Source organism: Actinacidiphila sp. bgisy160 (assembly GCF_965342435.1).
Taxonomy (GTDB): Bacteria; Actinomycetota; Actinomycetes; order Streptomycetales; family Streptomycetaceae; genus Actinacidiphila.
Window position 1 is genome coordinate 60951 of the sequence record NZ_CBDRCM010000020.1, and the last position, 21111, is coordinate 82061.

Consider the following 21111-nt stretch of genomic DNA (forward strand, 5'->3'; position numbering starts at 1 on the left):
GTTCCGGCCGCACGCACCCTCCCGGCGCCTCCGGCCCGGTCTCAGCGCAGCGGCCCACCACGTGAACGCCGCCATCTGACGACGACGTACACCAGGTCGAGCACGAGCACGACGATGCCGATGACCAGCAGATAGAGCAGACCCTCGGCGACCACGCCGATGAGCCCGAGGACCACGGCCACCAGGAGCAGGAACAGGAAGAGCGCCATGGCCGGAAACACCTCCTTGGCCCGGTGGGGCGCGAGGCGATCAGCGGCGGGCGAGCTTCCGTTCGCCACCGGCGCCCGGGTGGTAGGCCATGTCGTAGTACTGGAAGATCTCCCCTTCCTGCTCGGCGGGCAGGACGTCGTCCGTCCCGATGGACGGGGCCTTCTTCACCAGCCCCTTGGACTGGGTGACCTTGACGTAGCCGGGCCCGACGACCGCCTCGTCGAGGGGGACGAAGACCAGTCGCTGCCGCGTGGGCAGGCCGGTTCGCACCGTCGCCATCGCCGGTTCGTCGGTGGAGGTGTCGACGTAGATCGCCTCCAGTGCGCCGATCTTGTGCCCTTTCGGGTCGATGACGTCGCGGTCGCGCCACTCGCGGATATCGGCTGAATGGATCATTGCGCTGCCCCTCGGTGGAGCGCCGATTCGGCACCGTGCCCCGACGCGGACGCATCAGGACCGCCCTTGCAGGTCGTCGCTTGTGACAGCGCACCGGCCCATTTCTCATGCTACGTCCGGAACCGGCATCCGGCCGGGGCACGTCGTTTACCGCCGTCAGGCGTGGCAACCCGACACCTGGGGGGCGTTCGCCTGCCGACCGGCCCCGGAGGCCGTGATGGATGTCGTGGAAGAGGAATCCTACCGTTTCCGCATCGGCCCGAGCGCGCGGATGCGCGTTCCCGGCGTCGTGTTCGCCTCGCGCGCCCTGCTGAGCCATGCCGAGAAGGCCCTGGAGCAGGTCGTCAACGTGGCGGCGCTGCCGGGCATCGTCGGAGCCTCGTACGCCATGCCGGACGTGCACTGGGGCTACGGCTTCCCCATCGGAGGGGTGGCCGCGACCGACGTCGCCGAGGGCGGCGTGGTCTCCCCGGGCGGGGTGGGCTTCGACATCTCCTGCGGCGTCCGGTTGCTGGCCGCCGACTGCGACCGCAGGACGCTCCGGCCCGCCCTGCCCGCGATCATGGACGGTCTGGGCCAGGACACGCCCCGCGGCGCGGGCACCGGAGCCGTCTGGCATCTGGGGAGCGACCGCCGGCTGGAACGCGTGCTGGTGGGCGGGTCGCGCTACGCCGTGGAGGAGGGCCACGGCGAGGAGGGCGACCTGCGGCGGTGCGAGGACGACGGCACCGTGGCCGGCGCGGACGCCGCCCAGGTGAGCGCCCGCGCCCGCGAACGGGGCCTCGGGCAGGTCGGCAGCCTCGGCTCGGGCAATCACTTCCTCGAGGTGCAGGAGGTCGCCGAGGTCTACGACGAGCCGGTCGCGGGCGCCTTCGGCCTCGCGCTCGGCCAGGTCTGCGTGATGATCCACTGCGGTTCACGGGGGCTGGGGCACCAGATCTGCTCCGACCATGTACGTGCGATGGACCGGATCATGCGGCGGTACGGCATCGAGGTCCCCGACCGGCAGCTCGCCTGCGTCCCTGTCGACTCGCCCGAAGGCCGCGCCTACCTCGGCGCGATGGCGGCCGCCGCCAACTACGCCCGGGCCAACCGCCAGCTCCTCGGAGAGCTGTCCCGCCGGGTCTTCCGCCGCGAGGCGGGCGTGCGTCTGGCCCTCGTCTACGACGTGTCCCACAACCTGGCGAAGATCGAGGAGCACGAGGTGGAGGGCGCGCCGCGCACCCTGTGCGTCCACCGCAAGGGCGCCACCCGGGCGCTGCCGCCCGGCCACCCGGACCTGCCCGCCGACCTGCGCGGCGTCGGTCAGCCGGTGCTCATCCCCGGCACCATGGGCACCTGCTCGTACGTCCTGACCGGGGTTCCCCGAGGCGACGCCTTCCACTCGACCTGCCACGGGGCCGGCCGCGAGCAGAGCCGGCACCAGGCCGCGCGCGGGGTGAGCGGCAGGGAGTTGCGGGCCCGGCTGGAGGCCCGGGGGATCGCGGTCCGCGCCTCGTCCTTGCGCGGCCTCGCCGAGGAGACGCCCGAGGCGTACAAGGACGTCTCGGCGGTGGTGGAGGCGAGCGAGGGCGCCGGACTGTGCCGGAAGGTCGTCCGCCTGGTGCCCCTGGGCGTGGTGAAGGGATAGCCCTGCGGGCCGGCCCGGCAGCGGACCGTGCGGTCAGACGTCGACCGTCGCCGCGCAGGTCCACCCGTACGGGCCGGGCGCCAGGTGGAGCTCGCCCAGGGAGACCCCCTTCGGCACCGCGCCGATCATCTCGACCGACCTCACGTCGGCCACCGCCATTCGTACGTCCAGCCCGCCGTCGTCCGCCGACGCCTCGACGTCGACGGGTACCTCCCCGTGCACCTCGAGGCGGAAGATGACCTCGTCGAGCAGATCAGCCAGCAGATCGTCGTCGGCGGCCTCCGCCACCGGTATCCGCCGCACGCACGCGGGCCGCACCCCGGCGACGTCCGCGAAGCACTCGACCAGCCCCAGCACGGCCTCCACCAGGCACTGCTCCCGGGTCGGCCCCCACGCCTCGATCCGCACATCGGCGGTGTGCGGCACCGCACGGTGCCCGCCCGCCTGCGGTCCGCCGCCGTACGTCTCGTCCTCCATGGGGGGCGCCTGCCCGGTCCAGGCGACCTCAAGTCTCCCGCGGGGCGGCGTCAGCGCCTGACGGCGCGCAGGATCACGAACTTCGGGTTCGACGCGACGACCTCGCAGTTCCCGAAGAGCCGCCGCAGGCGCACGTGGTAGCCCAGATGCCGGTTCCCGATGACCAGCAGCTCACCCCCGGGCCGCAACGCGGACCGGGCGGTGACGAACATGCGCTGGGCGGTCGCGGCGGTGACCGCCTGGTGGGAGTGGAACGGCGGGTTGTTGACGACGAGGTCGGCCCCGCCGGGCCGGACGGCGGCCGCGGCGTCGGCGGCGTCCCCGACGAGGAACCGGGCCTTGCCCCCGGGGCCGACGATGTCGCGGAAGGTCTCCTCGGCGGAGGCCACCGCCTGGTGCGACTCGTCCACGAACAGCACGTCGCTGTCCGGGTTGGCCAGTGCCACCGCGGTGCCGACCACACCGTTGCCGCAGCCCAGGTCGATCACACGGTCCGGGCCCTTGCGGTCCGGCAGGTGCGCGAGCAGGAAGCGCGTGCCGATGTCGAGGTGGTCCGCGCAGAACACGCCCGCGTGGTTGGTGACGGTGCGGCCCGACAACGGGCCGATGTCGTCGGGCAGCGCGTACCGCAGGGGCCACGGGTTCGCCCCGCGGGCCACCGAGGGATCGGGGGTGCTGAAGATCAGCCGCGCCTTGCGCACCGCCGGCGAGGTGCGGGTCGGCCCGACGATCCGCTCGAAGAGGCGCAGCGTGGAGGTGTGGATCTCGGTGACCATGCCGGTGCCCAGGACGACGGTGCCGGGGTGCAGCGCGGGCGCCAGCCGGTGCAGCTGGTCCTCGAGCAGCGCGAGGCTCTTGGGTACCCGGACGAGCAGCACGTCGACGCGCGCGGGCGGCTCGTCGCGCGTGGTCAGCATCCGCACCTCGGCGTCCGGGACGTTGCGCCGCAGGTTCGCCCGCGTGGCCTGCTGCCCGAGGTGGGAGTCCGTGATCTGGGTGGGCCGGTGCGCGGCCAGCGCCGTCGCCAGTGCCCCCCAGCGGTCGCCCAGGACGACGGTGGTGCCCGTCAGGTCCGTGCCGGTCTCCGCGAGGTGCCGCAGCAGGTAGTCGTCCGCGGCGTCCCATGCCCGCAGCGTCTCCCGCGGCTGCGCGGGGAATCGGGTCAGTTCGAGTGCGCCCCACGGCGTGCTGAAGAGGTTCATCGCCCCCTCAGGGTACGGGCTGCCCGCGTCGCCCCCGGCTACAGGCTCCCGGGGTCGCCGGTCGCGACGAAGCGGATCAGCGAGCGTTCCGGCAGCTCGAGGAAGTCGCGCAGATCCCGCGCCACCCGGTCGGTCCCGGGTTCGCCCAGTGTCGCCGTCCGGGTCCGCCACACGGCGCCTTCGCGGTCGGTGGGGCAGCTGCGCCTGCCACCGTCCGAGGCGATCACCGGTCCGGACGGCTCGGGCTCGTCTCCGACCCGGACGGCCCCGTACTCCGCGAGGAACCGCCGGACGTCGTCCGGCGATCGGATGAAGTATCCATTGCCGGCATCGGCCCACACGACCTCGCCGACGCTGCCGTAGAGGGTGATCAGGTCAGTGGGCGCCAAGCGCTCCCGGGCCAGGGCACGCGCCGCCTCGTGATCGTCCCGCCCGGCCGGGCGGACCGCGTTCGTCCCCGGGGATACCCGTGCGTGTGCTCGAAGTGCTGCGTCATCCGGGCCAGGGCCTGCGAGACCCTGCCGGCCCACGACGAGAGCCAGTCCGGCGTCAGCGCGCGCTCATCCATGACGCCGGGGCCTGCCATGGCGCCCGCTCGGCCGGTGGGCGCGCGGTCGCCGCGCACCCACCGACGTGGGGACATCAGCCCTGGGAAGCGTTCTGCATCATCTCGGCGAGCGTGGTGACGTCCTTGGCCGCGGGCGCCTTGACGGCGGAGGTCTGGCCGTAGCCGGAGTACACGATCGTCACCTTGGACGGGCCCTTGGCGGTCGTACCGGACTCCACGGTCTTCACAGCGAGGTCGTCGGCGCCGATCCACACCTCGATCTCGACGGTGCCCTTGAGGCCGGTGGCGTGCAGTTCCTTGACGTAGGCGTCGCGCTCGTCCTTGGTGATGACCTCCAGGACGGCGGTGTCCGCGGCCAGCTTCTTGATGTCCACCGTGCCCGTGTAGTGGGTCGCCGCGGCACCGGCCACCTGCTCCTCGCCGGCCTTGGCGAGGTCAGTGGCGGTGGACAGGGCGGCAAGGCTCGCGGCGGGGCCGTGCGGCAGGTCGTCGGCCGGGTTGTCCTCCGCGGAGGCGCCGTCCAGCTTCAGCCACTTCTTGCCGCCCGCGGCCGCGGCCATCTCCCCCTCGACCGGGAGGTACACGCTGCCGTCCGCCAACGTCATGTGGACCTTGCCGTCCGGGCCGGCCATGTCCCGCATGTCGGCGTCGGAGCCGGGGTCCATGCTCAGCTCGGCCCCCTCGGCGCCCTTCTTCCAGCTCAGGGTGCCCTCGGCCTTGACGTTGCCGTCGGCCGGGTCGACGGTGTCGACGGCGACCTTCGCGGAGGCCTGCTGCTCCACCGCCTTGGCGGCGTTCCGCAGGGCCTCAGCCGGGGAGATCTCCTTCTCCGCCGGCTTGGCGGAGCTCTGCGTCGACTCGGCCTTCGGCGTGTCCTTCGTGGAGTCACCACAGGCCGCGAGACCGAGCACGAGCGTGCCGGCCGCAGCCGTGATCGCCACAAGGCGGCGAATGCGCATGAAAGTTCCCCCCTGGGAGGTGAAAAGTTGTGCAACGATCAATGGATCCGAACCATACAACAGTCGTCGGACACCTAAACGCGCAGGTCGCGTAGCATGCTCAGGGCGTGACTGGTCGAGGCCCGGTCAGGTACGGACTCGCCGCAAACTCACGCGGCCCCTGCCCGGTACCGGACGATGACCGCCCGGCTACCGCTGTTCGCCGTCCCTTCGGGGGAGAGCAGGGTGCCTGCCCCGAACAGCGTGTGCGTGCCGGGTGCTGCCGCCAGGTCCGACACCGAGAGCCATTGGCGTTTCGAGGGCTCCACCCCTGTGTTCGTCCAGCCCTCGACCCGTGGCGGGGCGTCGATGCCCAGATACCGGCCGGTGGGCGTGTGGCGCAGCCAGGCGCCCAGCACCAGGCCCCCGGAGCCGTCGGGTGCCACCGGCTGTATCACGGCGTCGTGGGCGGCTCTGGGCGGGTAGGCGGAGCTCTTCCACCGATGGCCGTCCCAGTGCATGAGAAAGTGCTCGAAGGGCGGGTCGGTCGGCGCCTCGTCCTCCGGCTCCCAGGTGTGTGCCCCCAGCGCCCACACGTCATCTGCAGCGAGGACACGGACATAGCCGAGGGTGCTGGTCTCTCCGGGCAGCGCCCCGTTCCGGGTGAAGCGGTGCTCCGGCAGTCCCGTCCGCTCCCAGCTGTGTCCGTCGTAGTGCATCGCCATGACCTGGTACGGGGGAGTGAGGGCCATCCGCATGCCCACGGCCCAGACGTTGTCCGGAGACGAGGCGTCGAGATCACGGACCCGGACCGGCAGTTCGGTTCGTTGCCAGCGGCGGCCGTCCCAGTGCCACAGGACGCCCAGGCAGTCGACAGCCCAGGCGTCGCGCGAGGACAGCACGCGCAGGGTGGCGATGCGGAAAGGGACGGGTATCCGGTGCCAGCGCTTGCCGTCCCAGCGCATCGCCGGACGGGGCCGCCCGCCGTCCGGCTGCTCCGGGCCTTCCGAGGGCGGCGGATACCGTCGGCGCGCCTCCACTTCGAACGGTGGATACGGCATGGACTCCCGACGGTAGATCCATAAGTCATGCGGGCCCGACGCCGCAGCCTTCAGTTCGGGGTCGCCGCGGAGCTCGACGGGCAGTTGCGCGGGGCTCCAACGGCCGGCGGCATAATGCAGCAGACTGCCGCGCCGGTGGTCGGGCTTGCCCATGCTGCCGACGGCCCACGCTTCGTCGGCAGAGACGGTGACCAGGCTGTTGAGGCCGGAATCCGGCACTGGGCTGCGGTAGTCGATCTGCCACGCGCCCCCATCACCTTCCGGCCTGACCGGCAGGCCCGACGGGTCCGGGGCGCTGTCGCAACCTGCCGCCAGCAAGGCCAGGCCCAGCGCCGCCGCTGCGGCACGCAGCCCCGCAGGCACCCGGCCGGCACGTCCGGCGGCTGCTGCACGAAGTGCGCCGGCCGGCCGGCGGTGGACAGCGTGGCGGGTTGACCACGGCACAATGGGCATACGTCCCTTGCCAGGTGGTGGGTTGAGGCACCAAGGACCCTACCAAGGTGGGGAAACCGGTCGCCCGCACGTTGGCCGTCGAGGCACTGCGCGGGCGCTTCACCCTGAAGTCGCGTCTGTTCAGGCGACGGTGACCCAGTGACGCCGCACGGCGCCCGACCCGGTTTCCTGGTCACCGTCGGGTTCGAGGACGCCGCCGTTGCGCTCGATCGTCCGCGCGGAAGCGGTGTTGGCGGCTTCGCAGACATCAGCACCCGCGCCGGCCCCGGGCCACGCGCCTCGTCGAGCATCCGGGCCGGGGCCAGGGTGGCGAGTCCACGGCGGCGCGAGGACGGCCGGTTGCCGGCCCCGGGGGCCGGTAGCCCCACTGTGCAGCCGTGAAGTCGGGACCGGGTGGGTGGGGACGGAGTGCCGTGCGTGCAGGGGGGCTTGTGGCGGAACCGTGGTGCGCGACAACGTTGTCACTTGAGCTGCGGATGACTATACCGGCCCGAGAGGCAACGTTGTCAAGGGAGTTGACGTGCACCCGAGGCGGTCTTCCCGCACACCGGCGGGGCGCGCTACTGTCCCCGCGGCTTGTGTGACCCGTGGTGCGCGACCCGTCCGGAAGAAGGGTCGCGTCATGCGTTTGCCTCCGACGTCCGTGCTGCTGTCCGCCGTCCTGGCGGTCGGCGGCGCCGCTCCCGCCCTGGCGTCGCCCTCCGCGCCGCCACCGGATCTCGTGCAGGACCCCACCTCCTACGTCGACCCCCTGATCGGCACCAGGAACGGCGGCAACGTCTTCCCCGGCGCCGTCGTGCCCCTCGGCATGCTGTCCTGGAGCCCCGAGACCACCCGTGGCGACGCCACGCGCACCACGGCCCCGGGTGGTTACCACTACGACGCCACCCGCGTCCGGGGCTTCAGCCTCACCCACATGTCGGGCACCGGCTGCGCGGGCGGCAGCGGCGACATCCCGTTCCTCCCGTACGCCGGCGAGGTCACCACCTCGCCGGCCGCCGACACCAAGGACGCGGTGTACGCCGCGGACTTCAAGCACGCCGACGAGACCGCCGAGCCCGGCCGCTACAAGGTGGGCCTGTCCTCCGGCGTGACGGCCGACCTGACCGCCACCGCGCGCACCGGCTCCGGCCGCTTCACCTACCCCGCGGACAAGCCCGCCACCATGCTGATCCGCACCGCCAACTCCGAGGTCGGTTCGACGGACTCGACCGTGACCATCGACCCGCGGACCCGCACCGTCTCCGGCTCGGTCACCTCGGGAAACTTCTGCGGCTACCTCGACCCGGAGGGCCGCCGCTCCTACTACACCCTGTACTTCACCGCCCGCTTCGACCGGGCCTTCAAGGCGACCGGCACCTGGCAGGACGACAAGGTGACCCCCGGGTCCACCAACGCCGCCGGCGGCACCGGAGGCTTCTCAGGCGGCGGGAACCCGGTCGCCGGCAAGGGGGCGGGCGGCTGGGTCGAGTTCGCGCCCGGTGACGGACCGGTGAACGTCAAGGTCGGCATCTCCTACGTGAGCCAGGCCGGCGCCGAGGCCAACCTCGCCGCGGAGAACCCGCGGCACCGCTCCTTCGACGCCGTACGGGACGCGGCCCGCCGCGCGTGGCGCGAGCGGCTGGGCGCGATCAAGGTCGGCGGCGGCACGGACGCCGAGCGCACCACCTTCTACACCGCGCTCTACCACGCGCTGATCCATCCCAACGTCATCAGCGACGCCGACCGCAGATACCGCGGCAGCGACGGCGAGGTCCACAAAGTGGCCCGCGGCCACCAGGCGCAGTACGGCACCTTCTCCGGCTGGGACGTCTACCGCTCGCAGGTCCAGCTGCTCACCCTGCTGAGCCCGCGCACCGGCTCGGACATCGCCCAGTCGCTGTACGAGCTCGCGCGGCAGAACGGCGGCGTCTGGGACCGCTGGCTGCACGGCGCCGCCGGCACGCACGTCATGAACGGTGACCCGTCGCCCGCCGCCCTCGCCGGGATCCGGGCCTTCGGCGGCACGGACTTCGACCTGCGCGGCGCGCTGGACTCCCTGGTGAAGGCGGCGACCGTGCCGACGGAACGGGACCTCTCGGCGGCGGGCAAGCCCATCCTGTCCGTGGGTCAGCGCCCGTCCCTGGACAAGTACCTGAAGCTGCACTACATGCCGTCCGTCTCCAACGCCTGGGGCGGCGCCGCCGAGACGCTGGAGATGTCGGGCGCCGACTTCGCCCTCTCACAGCTCGCCTCGGCCGCGGGGGACAAGCGCACCGCCGCCGACTTCGCCCGGCGCTCCCAGTGGTGGCAGAACAACTTCAACCTCGCGGCCGATCCGAGCGGCGGCTACATCGCCAACCGGGCGGCCGACGGCAGCTGGGTCACCGGGTTCACCCCGGCCACCGGCAACGGCTTCGTCGAGGGCACGGCCGCCCAGTACACCTGGATGGTGCAGCACGACCCGGCCGGGCTGTTCGCCGCGATGGGCGGCCGCGACAAGGCCCTCGACCGGCTGGACGCGTTCTTCCACACGGCGGACGGCAAGTGGGCCTTCACCGGCAGCGGCGGCGAGAAGTCGGAGATGGACAACGAGCCGTCGATCAACGTGCCCTACCTCTACGCCTACGCGGGCGCGCCCTACAAGACGCAGGAGACGGTGCGGGCCGCCATGGGCGCCCTGTGGTCCACGCAGCCGGGCGGCATCCCCGGCAACGACGATCTCGGCGCGATGTCGTCCTGGTACGTCTTCTCGGCCCTCGGCATGTACCCGCAGGTGCCCTCCCGTGCCGAACTCGTCCTCGGCTCCCCGCTGTTCCCGCGGATCGAGATCGAGCGCCCCGCCGGGAACGACATCTCCATCCGCGCGGCGGGCGCGGCGGCCGACGCTCCGTACGTGCGATCACTGAAGGTCAACGGCCGCGCCAGTGACCGCCCGTGGCTGCCCGCCTCCTTCGTCCAGGACGGCGGCAGGCTCGACTACACGCTGTCGGGCACGGCCGACCGCGCCTGGGGCGCGGACGCGGCCGACGCGCCGCCCTCGTTCCGGGAGGGCGAGCAGCCGTACCAGGTCGGCGTGGGACCGACCACGGCCACGATCGCCCCGGGCGGCGGCACCAAGGTGGGGATCCGCGCCCTGTCGTTGCGCGGCGGTCAGGCACCACAGGTGCGCTTCCGCGTCGAGGTGCCCGACGGCGTCACGGCGTCCCCCGCGGAGGGGACGTTCACCGACGGCTCCCAGGAGATCACCCTGTCCACGGCCGGGGACGTCAAGCAGGGCTTCTACGACGCCAAGGTCGCGGTGAGCTACGGGGACACCTCGTACGAGCAGCCGGTGGCGCTGACGGTGGCCGCTCCCGGCTCCCTGATCGCGGCGTACAACAGCACCGGCATCTCGGACGACTCCGGCGACCACGACGAGGCGGACTACGACGGCGGCGGCTGGAGCTACTCCCGTCAGGCCCTGGCCGCGGCCGGCCTCACCGGTGGCACGCGGGGCACGGTCCCCGGAGGCCTCGCGTTCACCTGGCCGCAGTCCCCGGCCGGCCGTCCCGACAACGCCTCCGCGACCGGCCAGACCATCGAACTGCCCACCCCGGCCTCGCGGCTGTCGTTCGTCGGCAGCGCCGTCAACGGCGACCAGCAGACCACGGCGACGGTCACCTACGCCGACGGAAGCAGCGGCGCCGTCGACCTGTCCTTCACCGACTGGACGGTCGGAGGAGGCGGCGGCAGCGTGCGGTTCGGCAACGAGGTCGTCGCCAAGACCGCGTACCGGAACGTGGCCGGCGCGGACAAGGACCCGGTGGCCACGTACGTCTTCGCCACCAAGCCGTTCACGGCACCGGACGGCAAGACCATCACGAGCGTGAAGCTCCCGGACAACACGGACCTCCACGTCTTCACTCTCGCGGTGGACTGACGAGGACAATCCCAGGGGTGGGCGCGGAGGAGACTCCGCGCCCGCCCTTCGCGCTGCCCGCAGCGGCGCGCCGGACAAACGCTGCCCGGTCCTGACCGTGCGCGACCTGCGGGTGTCCTTTCGCGGCGAGGCCGGACAGGTGCACGCCGCCCGCGGCGTGGACCGCACGCTCCGCGCCGGCGAGAACCTCGCCGTCGTCGGCGAGTCCGGTTCCGGCAAGTCCGTCACCGCCACCGCCGTGCTCGGACTGCTCCCGGAAGACGCCGAGGTCACCGGCTCGGTACGGCGCGGGGACCGCGAACTGCTCGGGCTGTCCGACCGCCGGATGCCCGGCATCCGCGGCCGCGCCATCGGCATGGTCTTCCAGGACCCGCTCTCCGCGCTCACCTGCGACTTCTGCGTCGGCACAGCCGGTGAGGCCCTGCGGATCCACCAGGACCTCACCGCCGCGCAGGCTCGCCAACGGGCCCTTGAACCAGCGGACCTGGTGGGCATCCCCGACCAGGGCCGACATCCCGAAAAGGGCCCTTGTCCGCGGTACCACACCGGGGACAAGGGCCCTTCGCCCGTGACGCCGTCGGCTACTTGAGACCGAACGCTCGGATCAGGGTCTGGCTGACGCTGTTCCCCTTCGTGTCCAGGGCCGTCGTCCGCAGGCTTGCGAAGCGGGCCCGCGACGGCGCGTCGAGCTGCGCCTTCCAGCCAGTGCCGGACTGACGCAGCGTCGTCTTGCGCCAGGTGGCGCCGTCGTCGTACGACACCTCGAGGGTCGCCGAGCGGATCGCCCCGGCACCCGCCGCGCCCTTCAGGTGCGAGGCGGTGACCGTCAGCCCGGTCCGGTGGCCCGCCCTGCCCGACAGGTCGGTGGCCACCGCGTAGTCGAGCTGCAGCAGCGGCAGGGGCGTGAGGCTCGCGTAGTCCGTGGTGCTCGAGGTGAAGCCCCACTCGGTGCGGGTGCGGGTCGAGTAGGGGCGGTCCGCCACGTTGCGCCGGCCCTCCAGCACGATCCGGTAGGGCTGAGGATCGGGCGACAGCCCCTCGGCGATGACGATCCGCTCGTTGTAGTCCTCACCGAGCAGTTGGTCGCCCTGGTACAGCGAGACCTTCGACGTGTTGCCGTCCACCCAGGCGACGCCCGCGTGACCGCCCGAGTCGCCCCAGGCCGGCAGGGTGGACGTGCTGATGATGTCGCCCACCCGGAAGGGGGCCGTCCAGCTGATGCCGTCGTTGAGCAGCCGCGGGTGCTGGATCGCCGAGAACCACGTCTCGGAGCTCGTGCTGCGCGCCTTGTACGTGCGCGTCACGCCCCGCTGGCCGAGGTCGTGCATGGCGGCGGTGGAGATCCAGCGGGCGTCGTCGCCCGCCGAGACCCACGAGGTGAGGGTGCCCTGGGCCGCGACCGGCGTCGACTGGACGAGCATGGGGCGGTTGAAGACGAGCGACACGTCCTCGCGGTACACCACGGCCTCGGCCTGGGTGCTGTTGCGGAACGACTCGTCGATGCGGGCCAGGTCGCGGGGACCGGGACGGTAGGACGGGTCCTTCGGGACCGCCCCGTCGTGGTGGCGGATCAGGTCGTACGCGTAGCGCGGACGCGGGTGCGAGACCACCTTCAGCGTCGCCGCGCCCGGCCTGCGGAGCCGGCTCAGCAGCCGTGCGCTGTCGTCGGCGCCGAGCGAGGCCACCGGCAGCGGCGCGGCGTCGGGCAGGTCGGCCCAGGGGTCGTACTTGCCGTAGCCGTCGTTCAGGATCAGCAGCTGCCGTGCGCCGGCCTTCGCCGCCGCGGCGGCCTGGTCCGGTGCGGACAGGGTGTCGCTTCGGCGCACGACGGCCACCTGGCCGCGCACCGTGACCTTGCGGAAGTCCGCGGCCGAGCCCTCGCCCGCCAGGACCGCGCGGTAGCTGCCCGTGCCGTCGGGCAGCTTGGGCGACATGCTCTGGACGGTGACGTCGTCGTAGCTCTGCGAGCCGGAGGAGAACGTCAGCGGTGGCTGGATCTGCCGCCAGCGGGTCGCGAAGTGGTACGAGCCCGTCGTCACCTTCGGTGTGGGGGTCACCCAGAGGCTGTCGTAGCGCCAGTACTCGGGCATGTAGCTGTCCAGGAACGGGAACAGGTCGCCGTTGGTGCGGTACTGGTCCACCCGCATGAACTGGTTGGCGGTCGGCTGCGGCGTGACGGCGGCCGCCTTGCGCAGGCTCGCGGCGTCGAACCGGACGGTGCGGTCGGCGTCGAGGTCGATCTGCGGCGCCGAGAACATCGCGAAGCCCAGCGTGTGCGTGCCGTCGACGCCGGGCACGTCGGCGTTCAGCCACGCCGAGTAGGTGCTCGGGGACAGGCGCAGGTCGATGCGGCCTGAGGCGTCGACGGTGAACGCCTTGGGCGTGGTGTTGCGCTCCACGTCCTTCAGGATCAGGGTGCCGGGCAGGGCCGTGCCGTGCCGGTCCTTGGCGGTGACCGTCAGGTTGACCCGGCGGCCCTCCTTGTTCACCCCGACCGTCGTGCGGGCCAGGGCCGTGCCGTCGGCGCCGGTGGCGACGAGGCGGGTGGCGTACGCGCCGTTGTCCTCGGCCGCGTCGAGGTGGGTGATCACGCCGACGGAGGCGGTGCCGTGCGCGGGCACGGTCAGCCGCGAGTCGGTCAGCGTGAACAGGCCCTCGGGCAGCTGGCCCGGGTTCAGGGACAGGTCCACGGTGACCGGTTCGGCGCCGGAGTTGGTGTAGGTGACGTCCCTGCGGACCGTCTGGCCCGGCGTGTACGGGTAGTGCGTCTGCGCGTAGGCGTCGCCGGAGGCGACCAGCGTGGCCTTCACGGCGGCGGCGGCGTCCACGCGCCCGCTGCCCGCCTCGAAGGGGCTGAACCGCTGGGTGCTCGCGGTGGTGCTGGTCAGGGCGGCCTTGAGCTGCTGCCCCGTCCAGTCCGGGTGCTTGGCGGCCAGCAGGGCCGCGGCGCCCGCCACGTGGGGCGTCGCCATGGAGGTGCCGCTCATCGTCTGGTACGCGCCCTCGCCCTCAGGGGCGTACTGCGAACGTGCAGCCAGCACGTCCACCCCGGGGCCGGTCAGGTCGGGCTTGACGGCGTTGTCACCCACGCGGGGGCCGCGGCTGGAGAACGACGCCAGCTGGTCCACGCCCTTGCCGGGGCCGTTGACCGCGCCCACCGTCAGCGCGGCGTCGGCGGCACCGGGGGCGCTCACGGTGTAGGGCCCCGGGCCGGAGTTGCCCGCCGCGATGACGAACAGTGCCCCGGTCTCCGCGCTGAGCCGGTTCACGGCCTCGCTCAGCGGGTCGGTGCCGTCGGTCGCGCCACCGCCCAGGCTCATGCTGATGACCTTGGCGTGCTGGTCTCGGGCGGCCCATTCCATGCCGGCCAGGATCCAGGAGTCCTGGCCGCTGCCGGAATCGTCCAGGACCTTGCCGATGTGCAGGGACGCGCCCGGAGCGACGCCCTTCTCGGTGCCACCGGAGGCGGCGCCGGTCCCGGCCACGGTGGAGGCGACATGGGTGCCGTGACCGTGCCGGTCGGTGACGTCCGCGCCGGGCACGAAGCTCTCGGTCGCCGCTATGCGGCCGGCGAAGTCCGGGTGCGCGGCGTCGATGCCAGTGTCCAGGACCGCGACGTCCACGCCCTGCCCGGTGTCCCCGCCGTCCCAGACCTCCGGGGCGCCGATCTGCGCGGTGGTGTCGGACAGTGTGGCCTCGACCTTGCCGTCCAGCCACACCTTGGCGATGCCGCCGGCCAGTCGTCCGCCGGAGGCCGTCGACGAGGCCGCGGTGGCCTTGGCCTCGGATCCGGTCAGGGATGACCAGAGGTCCGCGGCCCGCTCGTGCTCGGCGGAGATCGCCGCGCCCTGGATGCTGCTGAGGGTCAGCGTCCTGCGGGCGCCCTCCGGGGTCTTCGCACTGCGGGAGCGCGCGGCCGCGTCGGTGTACGTGACGATGAGCGGCAGCCGGTCGCTGCGCGCGTCGTCGTAACCGTCCTTCAGCAGCGCGGTGACGTTGAAGAGCCCTTCGTCCAAAGCCCCTGACGCGATGTAGGGCACCGCGGCCTCGGGATACACGTAGGTGTCGGAGCCCACCGACATCACGTGGGCGCCGACGGCCCGGCCGTTCGGGCCGGTGACCGACGTGACGGCCTGGGCAGGTCCGTCGCCGGTCACGGTGACCCTGTCACCGGTGATCAGCGTGACGGTGCGCTCGGCCGCGGATGCGGCGCCTGCCGCGCTGGGGGAGGGGGACGGCGTCGTCGGGTCGGCCGCGGCCGGACCCGTGGCCGTCAGCACCACCAGGGCGGCGACGGCGGCTGTCAGCCCGCGTCTGCGGGACGGAGGCATGCGCAAGGGAACCTCATGGACTAGATGAGCTGGGGATGATCGCAGTCAGCCATTCGTTCGCATCCCTGTAAAGGCGGCCCTTTGGCGCTTGTGTGCCATGTCACCAAGTGGACACGGCGCAAAGTGCCGCAATGATCGGCAAGCGAGACACACTGCACGGTGTGAGCGGTCGGCGCCCCGCGGCACACGAATGTGACGTTGCGTCAGCTCACTCACGCGTACACGGGCCGGAGGTGGGGAGCGATGACGGAGACCGACGCGCCGTTGGGGCTGGTAGGACTCGACGCGGGGGCGGAGGCCGTCTACCGCGATCTGCTGGCACGCGGCGGCGGGACCGTCGACGACGTCACGGCGGGGTTCGGGATGGGCACCGGACAGGCGCTGGCGCTGCTGGAACGCCTTCACCACTCCGGACTGCTCAGCCGCCGCTCCTCCGGCGAGTACCTGACCGTCGACCCGCGTCACGCGCTGCGCGCACTGGTGGAGGCACGTGAACGTCAACTGGCCGCGGTGCGCGAGGCCACCGGGCCGCTCGGCGCGATATTCGACGAGGCCAGGCGGTCCAGCGGCATCGAACCCGCAACGCGGACGATCAGCGGCCCGGAGGAGGTGGGGGACTGCTACTACCGCCTGAAGCAGGCCGCCCGGTACGAGATCTGCGCCCTGGACCGCCCACCGTTCCTGCTGGCCCCCAACGGACCGCTCGACGAGGCCGCCGTCCGGCGCGGGGTGCGGGTGCGGGTCGTCTACGCTGCCGCCAGCTTCGACGAGGACGGCGGCTGGCAGGAGTTGGGCAGCCTCGTGTCGCGCGGCGAGGAGGCCAGGGTCGTGTCCGCGCTGCCGATCAAGCTGGCGATGGCGGACCGTTCGGCGGCGATGGTGTCACTGAGTCTGGGCGCCGACAGCACCGACTGCCTCTACACCGAGGCGCCCCCCTTGCTGGAGGCACTGACCGAGCTCTTCGAGCGCTACTGGGCGGGCGCGGCCTCACTGAGCGGGCCCGGCACACCGCCGCCGGCACCGGAGCCGTCCACCCCGGGCGAAGGGGTGCGCAAACCCACCGACGAGGAGCGGAACCTGCTCGCCCTGTTCGCCGCCGGGGTCAAGGACGACGCCATCGCCCGCCAGTTCGGCGTCTCGACACGCACCCTGCGCCGGCGGATCCAGGACCTCTACACGGAACTGGGTACCACCAACCGGTTCGGCGCCGGCGTCGCGGCGGCCCGGCGCGACTGGGTGTGAGCACGCAGCCGGGCCGATGTGCCGCTGGGGGCGGTGGGAGGAGCGCGCGGCGGTGTGCCGCGCCGTCCGAGTGACCGTCATCAGTGGTGCCCGGAAGCGGCTCGAACGCGTCCTGGACAACCTCCTGGACAACGCCGGCGGCACGCGACCGGCTCGGTATGAAGGCCGCGCTGAACGGCTGCCTCAACCTGTCCGTCCTGGACGGCTGGTGGGACGAGCGTTGCCCGTGACGGCCGATGGGCCGTGCTGGAGGTGGCCGACGGCGGCCCGGGCATCCCGGCAGCCGACCGCGAACGCGTCTTCGACCGCTTCGCCGGTGCCGCTCCCCAGGGCGGGCGCTGCTGCGCGTCAGACTCACGATGGGGTGACCGCCGGCTCTGCCGGACACCTCCGTCAGTCCAGGACCAGCGACGACAGCTGCGGCGAGTAGGTGGCGTGCAGGACCAGCGCGGCGCTGCCCACGACGGCCGCGTCAGCGCCGAGGGGGGAGGCCGCGACCTGGACGACGCGGATGTGCCGGGCCAGGGGTCTCGAGGACAGCGCGGAGGCGACGGCTTCCACGTACCGGGACGCCACGTGCTGGATGCCGTGACCGCCGAGGATGATGAGGTCCACGTCGACGAAGTTGGCGATGGACACCGCGACCGTGGCGACGTGGCGCGCGGCGTCGTCGATGACCCCGGTCGCGATCGGGTCGCCGGCTCCCGCCGCGAGCTGGACCGCGGCATGGTCGACGGAGGCCGGGTCCCGGTCGAACGCGGGTGACAGCACACTGACGCCGGGCTTGTCGGTGAGGCGGCGGTGGGTCTCGGCGACGATCGCGGACGGGTTCGCCAGTCCTTCCAGGCAGCCCCGGTTGCCGCAGTAGCACTCCGGCCCGTCCGACAGCACCGTGGAGTGGCCGAACTCGCCGGCGTTGAGCGAACCACCCCGGTAGACCTGGTGGTTGAGGACCAGGCCGCCACCGATGCCGGTGCCGAAGAACAGATAGGCGAAGTTCGCCACGCCCCGGCCCGCGCCGGACCAGCGCTCGCCGACCGCGGCGGCGGTGGCGTCGTTGTCGAGCGTCACCGGCAGGCCCGTCGCGTCACTGAGCATCTGCTGCAGCGGCACCCGCGTCCAGTGCGCGAGCTGGGGCGGGGCGACGATCATGCCGTTTCGCTGGTCGATGGGTCCCGGGGTGGCGAGGCCCAGCCCGAGGACATTGCCGCGCGGCACGTCCGCCTCGGCGAGCACCTCGGCGACCAGGTCGGCCATGGCGGCCACCACGTGCGTGGGATCGGTGCCGGGGGGAGTGGGGTGCCGTCTGACGACCAGGGGCCGGCCGAGCAGGTCGACCACGCAACAGGTGAGTTCGACCGGGTCGAAGACGAGGCCGACCGCGTTGCCGGCGTCCGCGTTGACCCGCAAGGTGGTGCGGGGCTTGCCGCCGCCCGCGCCACGACTGGCCCCGTCCTCCCGCACGATCCCCTCGTCCAGCAGACGGCGCACGATCCCCGAGACGGTCTGCGGGGTCAGTCCCGTCTTCTGGGCGATCTCGACCCGGCTGATCCCGTCGGCGAGTTGGATCTGGTCCAGGACCACCGCCCGATTGTACCGCCCGACTTTGGGGAGGTTTGTTCCTGCCTGCCGCACGCGCGTTCCTCTCTTGCCGCAACGACGATACCGCTCAAGGGCGTTGACTTAGTAAAACAAATGGATTTAAAGTCCGGTGCCCAAGCCGCAACAGGTCCGGCATGGAGGCACGGCGCAGTGTCATCGGAGGCGAGTTGATGTCCACGAAATGTCGCATCCCAGGGCAGGCGGGTCCGCGTGATCGTCGCGGCGTCCGCAGCGTGGAGCTCCGCGCATGAGCCGCGCCCCGATGCTGCTGGAGATGCGGTCCATCACCAAGACGTTCCCGGGCGTGACCGCGCTCGCGGACGTCAACCTGTTGGTGAAGGAGGGGGAGATCCACGCGATCTGCGGCGAGAACGGCGCAGGAAAGTCCACCCTCATGAAGGTGCTGAGCGGCGTCCACCCGCACGGCAGTTACACCGGTGAGATCGTCTACCGGGGCGACACCGTCCGGTTCCATGACATCCGTGCCAGCGAGCAGGCCGGCATCGTCATCATCCACCAGGAACTGGCGCTGATCCCCGGCATGTCGATCACGGAGAACATCTTCCTCGGCAACGAGCCGCGCAAACGCGGCGGGATCGACTGGAAGACGGCACAGCACCGTGCGCTGGAGCTGATGGAGCAGGTCGGGCTCAAGGAGGACCCGGACACGCTCGTCAAGGACATCGGCGTCGGCAAGCAGCAACTCGTCGAGATCGCCAAGGCGTTCGCCAAGGACGTGAAGCTGCTGATCCTCGACGAGCCGACCGCGGCCCTGAACGAGTCCGACTCGCAGCACCTGCTCGACCTGCTGCGCGGCTTCCGCGACCGCGGCATCACCTCGATCATGATCTCCCACAAGCTGAACGAGATCGAGGCGGTCGCCGACACCATCACGATCCTGCGCGACGGCCGGACGATCGAGAGTCTCGACGTCGAGGCCGACGGCGTGAACGAGGACCGCATCGTGCGCGGCATGGTCGGCCGCGAACTCGACAGCCGGTTCCCCGACCACACGCCCGACATCGGGGAGGTGTTCTTCGAGGTCCGCGACTGGACCGTGCGGCACCCCGCCTCCGAGGAACGGCTCGTCTGCAAGGGGTCCAGCTTCACGGTGCGGCGCGGTGAGATCGTCGGCTTCGCCGGGCTCATGGGCGCCGGGCGCACCGAACTCGCCATGAGCCTGTTCGGCCGCTCCTACGGCACGTTCCTGTCGGGACGGGTCTTCAAGAATGGCGAGGAGATCCACCTCAAGACGGTGTCGGAGGCCATCCGGCACGGCCTCGCCTACGTCAGCGAGGACCGCAAGTCGATCGGCCTCAACCTGCTGGACGACATCAAGACCTCGATGGTCGCCGCCAAACTGTCGAAGATCTCCCGCCACCAGGTCATCGACCCGGTGCGCGAGCACCGGATCGCCGAGGAGTACCGGCAGAACCTGAGGATCAAGACTCCCAGCGTGGACGAGGAGGTCGTCAAGCTCTCCGGCGGCAACCAGCAAAAGGTCGTCGTCGCCAAGTGGATGTTCACCGACCCCGACCTGCTCATCCTCGACGAGCCCACCCGCGGCATCGACGTGGGCGCCAAGTACGAGATCTACGGGATCATCCAGCGGCTCGTGCGGCAGGGCAAGGGCGTCGTCGTCATCTCCTCGGAACTGCCCGAGCTCATCGGCCTGTGCGACCGCATCTACACGGTGTTCGAAGGTGCCATCACCGGTGAGGTGACGCGCCGCGACGCGAACCCGGAACTCCTCATGAAACAGATGACCTCTATGAAGAAGACACCGAGCCCATGAGCCGCATCTCAGATCTGCAGAAGAACCTCTTCGGGGGCACGACCTCCAACGCCCGCCAGTTCGGCATGATCGCCACACTCGTCGCGATCGTGCTCCTGTTCCAGATCTGGACGGGGGGCCTGACCCTGACCTCCGGCAACCTCATCGCCGTGGTCAGCCAGTACTCCTACATCCTGATCCTGGCCATCGGCATGCTGATGGTGATCGTCGCCGGGCACATCGACCTCTCGGTCGGCTCGGTGGCCGCCTTCACCGGGATCGTGGTCGCCAAGACGATGCAGGAGCACTCGCTCCCCTGGCCCCTGGGCATCCTGCTCGGCCTGCTCGTCGGCGCGGCGATCGGTGCCTGGCAGGGCTTCTGGGTGGCGTACGTGGGGGTGCCTGCGTTCATCGTCACCCTGGCCGGCATGCTCCTGTTCCGCGGTGGCAACCAGTACATCGGCAACGCCGACACCGTGCCGGTCCCCGTCGGGTTCCGTGACATCGGCGCCGGCTTCCTGCCCGAGGTGGGCCCGGACACCGGTTACAACAACCTGACTCTGCTGCTCGGCCTGGTCGCCTGCGCGGGTGTGGTCTGGCGCGAGTGGCGGGCCCGGCAGACCCGGCGCGTCATGCACGCCGACGCCGCGCCGGTGTGGGTGACGGGAATCCGCCTGGTCGTGATGGTGGGTGTCATCGTCTTCGCGACGCTGCGCTTCGCCGGTGGCCGCATCGGCACCAGCTTCCCGATCTCGGGCATCATCCTGATCGCCCTGGTGCTCGCGTACTCGTACTACACCCGCAACACCATCGGAGGCCGCCACATCTACGCCGTCGGGGGCAACTCCCGCGCGGCCGAGCTGTCCGGCGTGAAGCTCCGGCGGGTCAACTTCCTGGTCATGATGAACATGTCCGTGCTGGCCGCCCTCGCCGGGATGATCTTCGTGGCCCGTTCCGCGGCATCCGGCCCGCAGGACGGTCTGAGCTGGGAACTCGATGCCATCGCCGCCGTCTTCATCGGTGGTGCCGCCGTCTCCGGCGGTCTGGGCACCATCAGCGGCTCCATCGTCGGCGGTCTCGTCATGGCGCTGCTCAACAACGGTCTCCAACTGGAGGGCGTGGGCTCGGACATGGTCCAGATCATCAAGGGCCTGGTCCTCCTCCTCGCCGTCGCGTTCGACGTCTACAGCAAGAGCCAGGGGCGCTTCTCGATCATCGGCACCCTGATGCGTCCGTTCCGCCAGAACGAGACGTCCACACCGGTCGACCCGCCGAACCCGGCCTCCGACCCCGACAAGGCTCCGGTCGCGGGCTGACCGACCGGCA

16 protein-coding genes are annotated in these 21111 nt (G+C 71.6%); 7 read left to right on the plus strand and 9 right to left on the minus strand.

Translation table 11 applies throughout. The features are described 5' to 3' along the window. Positions 1–41 precede the first annotated feature (41 nt). Both ACRWNP_RS18015 and ACRWNP_RS18020 read right to left on the minus strand, forming a co-directional pair. Complete coding sequence (locus ACRWNP_RS18015) at positions 42–209, minus strand: hypothetical protein (protein WP_431962471.1); 168 nt, start codon at positions 207–209, stop codon at positions 42–44. 40 nt (positions 210–249) lie between these two features. Further along, positions 250–606, minus strand: a complete 357-nt coding sequence (locus tag ACRWNP_RS18020) for a PRC-barrel domain-containing protein (protein ID WP_431962473.1) — start codon at positions 604–606, stop codon at positions 250–252. Between the two features lie 217 nt (positions 607–823). On the opposite strand from ACRWNP_RS18020, the gene ACRWNP_RS18025 reads away from it, so the two are divergent. After that, entirely contained in the window at positions 824–2236 is a 1413-nt protein-coding gene (locus ACRWNP_RS18025) for an RtcB family protein (protein WP_431962475.1), read from the plus strand. Between the two features lie 33 nt (positions 2237–2269). Here ACRWNP_RS18025 and ACRWNP_RS18030 read toward each other — a convergent pair whose 3' ends face one another. From ACRWNP_RS18030 to ACRWNP_RS18050, 5 genes are all read right to left on the minus strand, one after another. Then, positions 2270–2713 (minus strand): archease, encoded by a 444-nt coding sequence (locus ACRWNP_RS18030; protein WP_431962477.1) that lies wholly within the window; start codon positions 2711–2713, stop codon positions 2270–2272. Between the two features lie 50 nt (positions 2714–2763). Then, entirely contained in the window at positions 2764–3915 is a 1152-nt protein-coding gene (locus tag ACRWNP_RS18035; RefSeq protein WP_431962479.1) for a methyltransferase, read from the minus strand. A 38-nt stretch (positions 3916–3953) separates the two neighbouring features. Beyond that, positions 3954–4304, minus strand: coding sequence for an SMI1/KNR4 family protein (locus tag ACRWNP_RS18040; RefSeq protein WP_431962481.1), 351 nt, complete (start codon positions 4302–4304; stop codon positions 3954–3956). 253 nt (positions 4305–4557) lie between these two features. Further along, positions 4558–5442, minus strand: coding sequence for a hypothetical protein (locus ACRWNP_RS18045; protein WP_431962483.1), 885 nt, complete (start codon positions 5440–5442; stop codon positions 4558–4560). A 149-nt stretch (positions 5443–5591) separates the two neighbouring features. After that, entirely contained in the window at positions 5592–6701 is a 1110-nt protein-coding gene (locus ACRWNP_RS18050; RefSeq protein ID WP_431962485.1) for a hypothetical protein, read from the minus strand. Positions 6702–7557: 856 nt separating this feature from the next. On the opposite strand from ACRWNP_RS18050, the gene ACRWNP_RS18055 reads away from it, so the two are divergent. Together ACRWNP_RS18055 and ACRWNP_RS18060 are read left to right on the plus strand one after the other, a co-directional pair. Continuing rightward, on the plus strand, positions 7558–10836 hold the full coding sequence (locus ACRWNP_RS18055; protein WP_431962487.1) for a GH92 family glycosyl hydrolase: 3279 nt from the start codon (positions 7558–7560) through the stop codon (positions 10834–10836). Between the two features lie 97 nt (positions 10837–10933). Then, positions 10934–11425, plus strand: coding sequence for an ATP-binding cassette domain-containing protein (locus tag ACRWNP_RS18060; RefSeq protein ID WP_431962489.1), 492 nt, complete (start codon positions 10934–10936; stop codon positions 11423–11425). Here ACRWNP_RS18060 and ACRWNP_RS18065 read toward each other — a convergent pair. After that, complete coding sequence (locus tag ACRWNP_RS18065) at positions 11418–15167, minus strand: S8 family serine peptidase (protein ID WP_431962491.1); 3750 nt, start codon at positions 15165–15167, stop codon at positions 11418–11420. The genes ACRWNP_RS18060 and ACRWNP_RS18065 overlap by 8 nt on opposite strands. A 243-nt stretch (positions 15168–15410) precedes the next feature. Here ACRWNP_RS18065 and ACRWNP_RS18070 point away from each other — a divergent pair, with 243 nt between their 5' ends. Further along, positions 15411–16409, plus strand: coding sequence for a LuxR family transcriptional regulator (locus ACRWNP_RS18070; protein ID WP_431962493.1), 999 nt, complete (start codon positions 15411–15413; stop codon positions 16407–16409). An 86-nt stretch (positions 16410–16495) separates the two neighbouring features. After that, on the plus strand, positions 16496–16639 hold the full coding sequence (locus tag ACRWNP_RS18075; RefSeq protein WP_431962556.1) for a hypothetical protein: 144 nt from the start codon (positions 16496–16498) through the stop codon (positions 16637–16639). Between the two features lie 163 nt (positions 16640–16802). Here the strand turns inward: ACRWNP_RS18075 and ACRWNP_RS18080 are convergent, their stop codons facing one another. Beyond that, a complete protein-coding gene (locus ACRWNP_RS18080) occupies positions 16803–17993 on the minus strand; it encodes an ROK family transcriptional regulator (RefSeq protein ID WP_431962495.1) in 1191 nt (396 codons plus the stop codon). Between the two features lie 265 nt (positions 17994–18258). On the opposite strand from ACRWNP_RS18080, the gene mmsA reads away from it, so the two are divergent. Together mmsA and mmsB are read left to right on the plus strand one after the other, a co-directional pair. Beyond that, positions 18259–19806 carry a multiple monosaccharide ABC transporter ATP-binding protein gene (gene mmsA / locus ACRWNP_RS18085; protein WP_431962497.1) on the plus strand — a complete coding sequence of 516 codons (1548 nt, stop codon included), beginning with the start codon at positions 18259–18261 and terminating at the stop codon, positions 19804–19806. Then, positions 19803–21101, plus strand: a complete 1299-nt coding sequence (mmsB, locus tag ACRWNP_RS18090) for a multiple monosaccharide ABC transporter permease (RefSeq protein ID WP_431962499.1) — start codon at positions 19803–19805, stop codon at positions 21099–21101. Before mmsA ends, mmsB begins: the two co-directional genes overlap by 4 nt. The last annotated feature ends 10 nt before the right edge of the window (positions 21102–21111 follow it).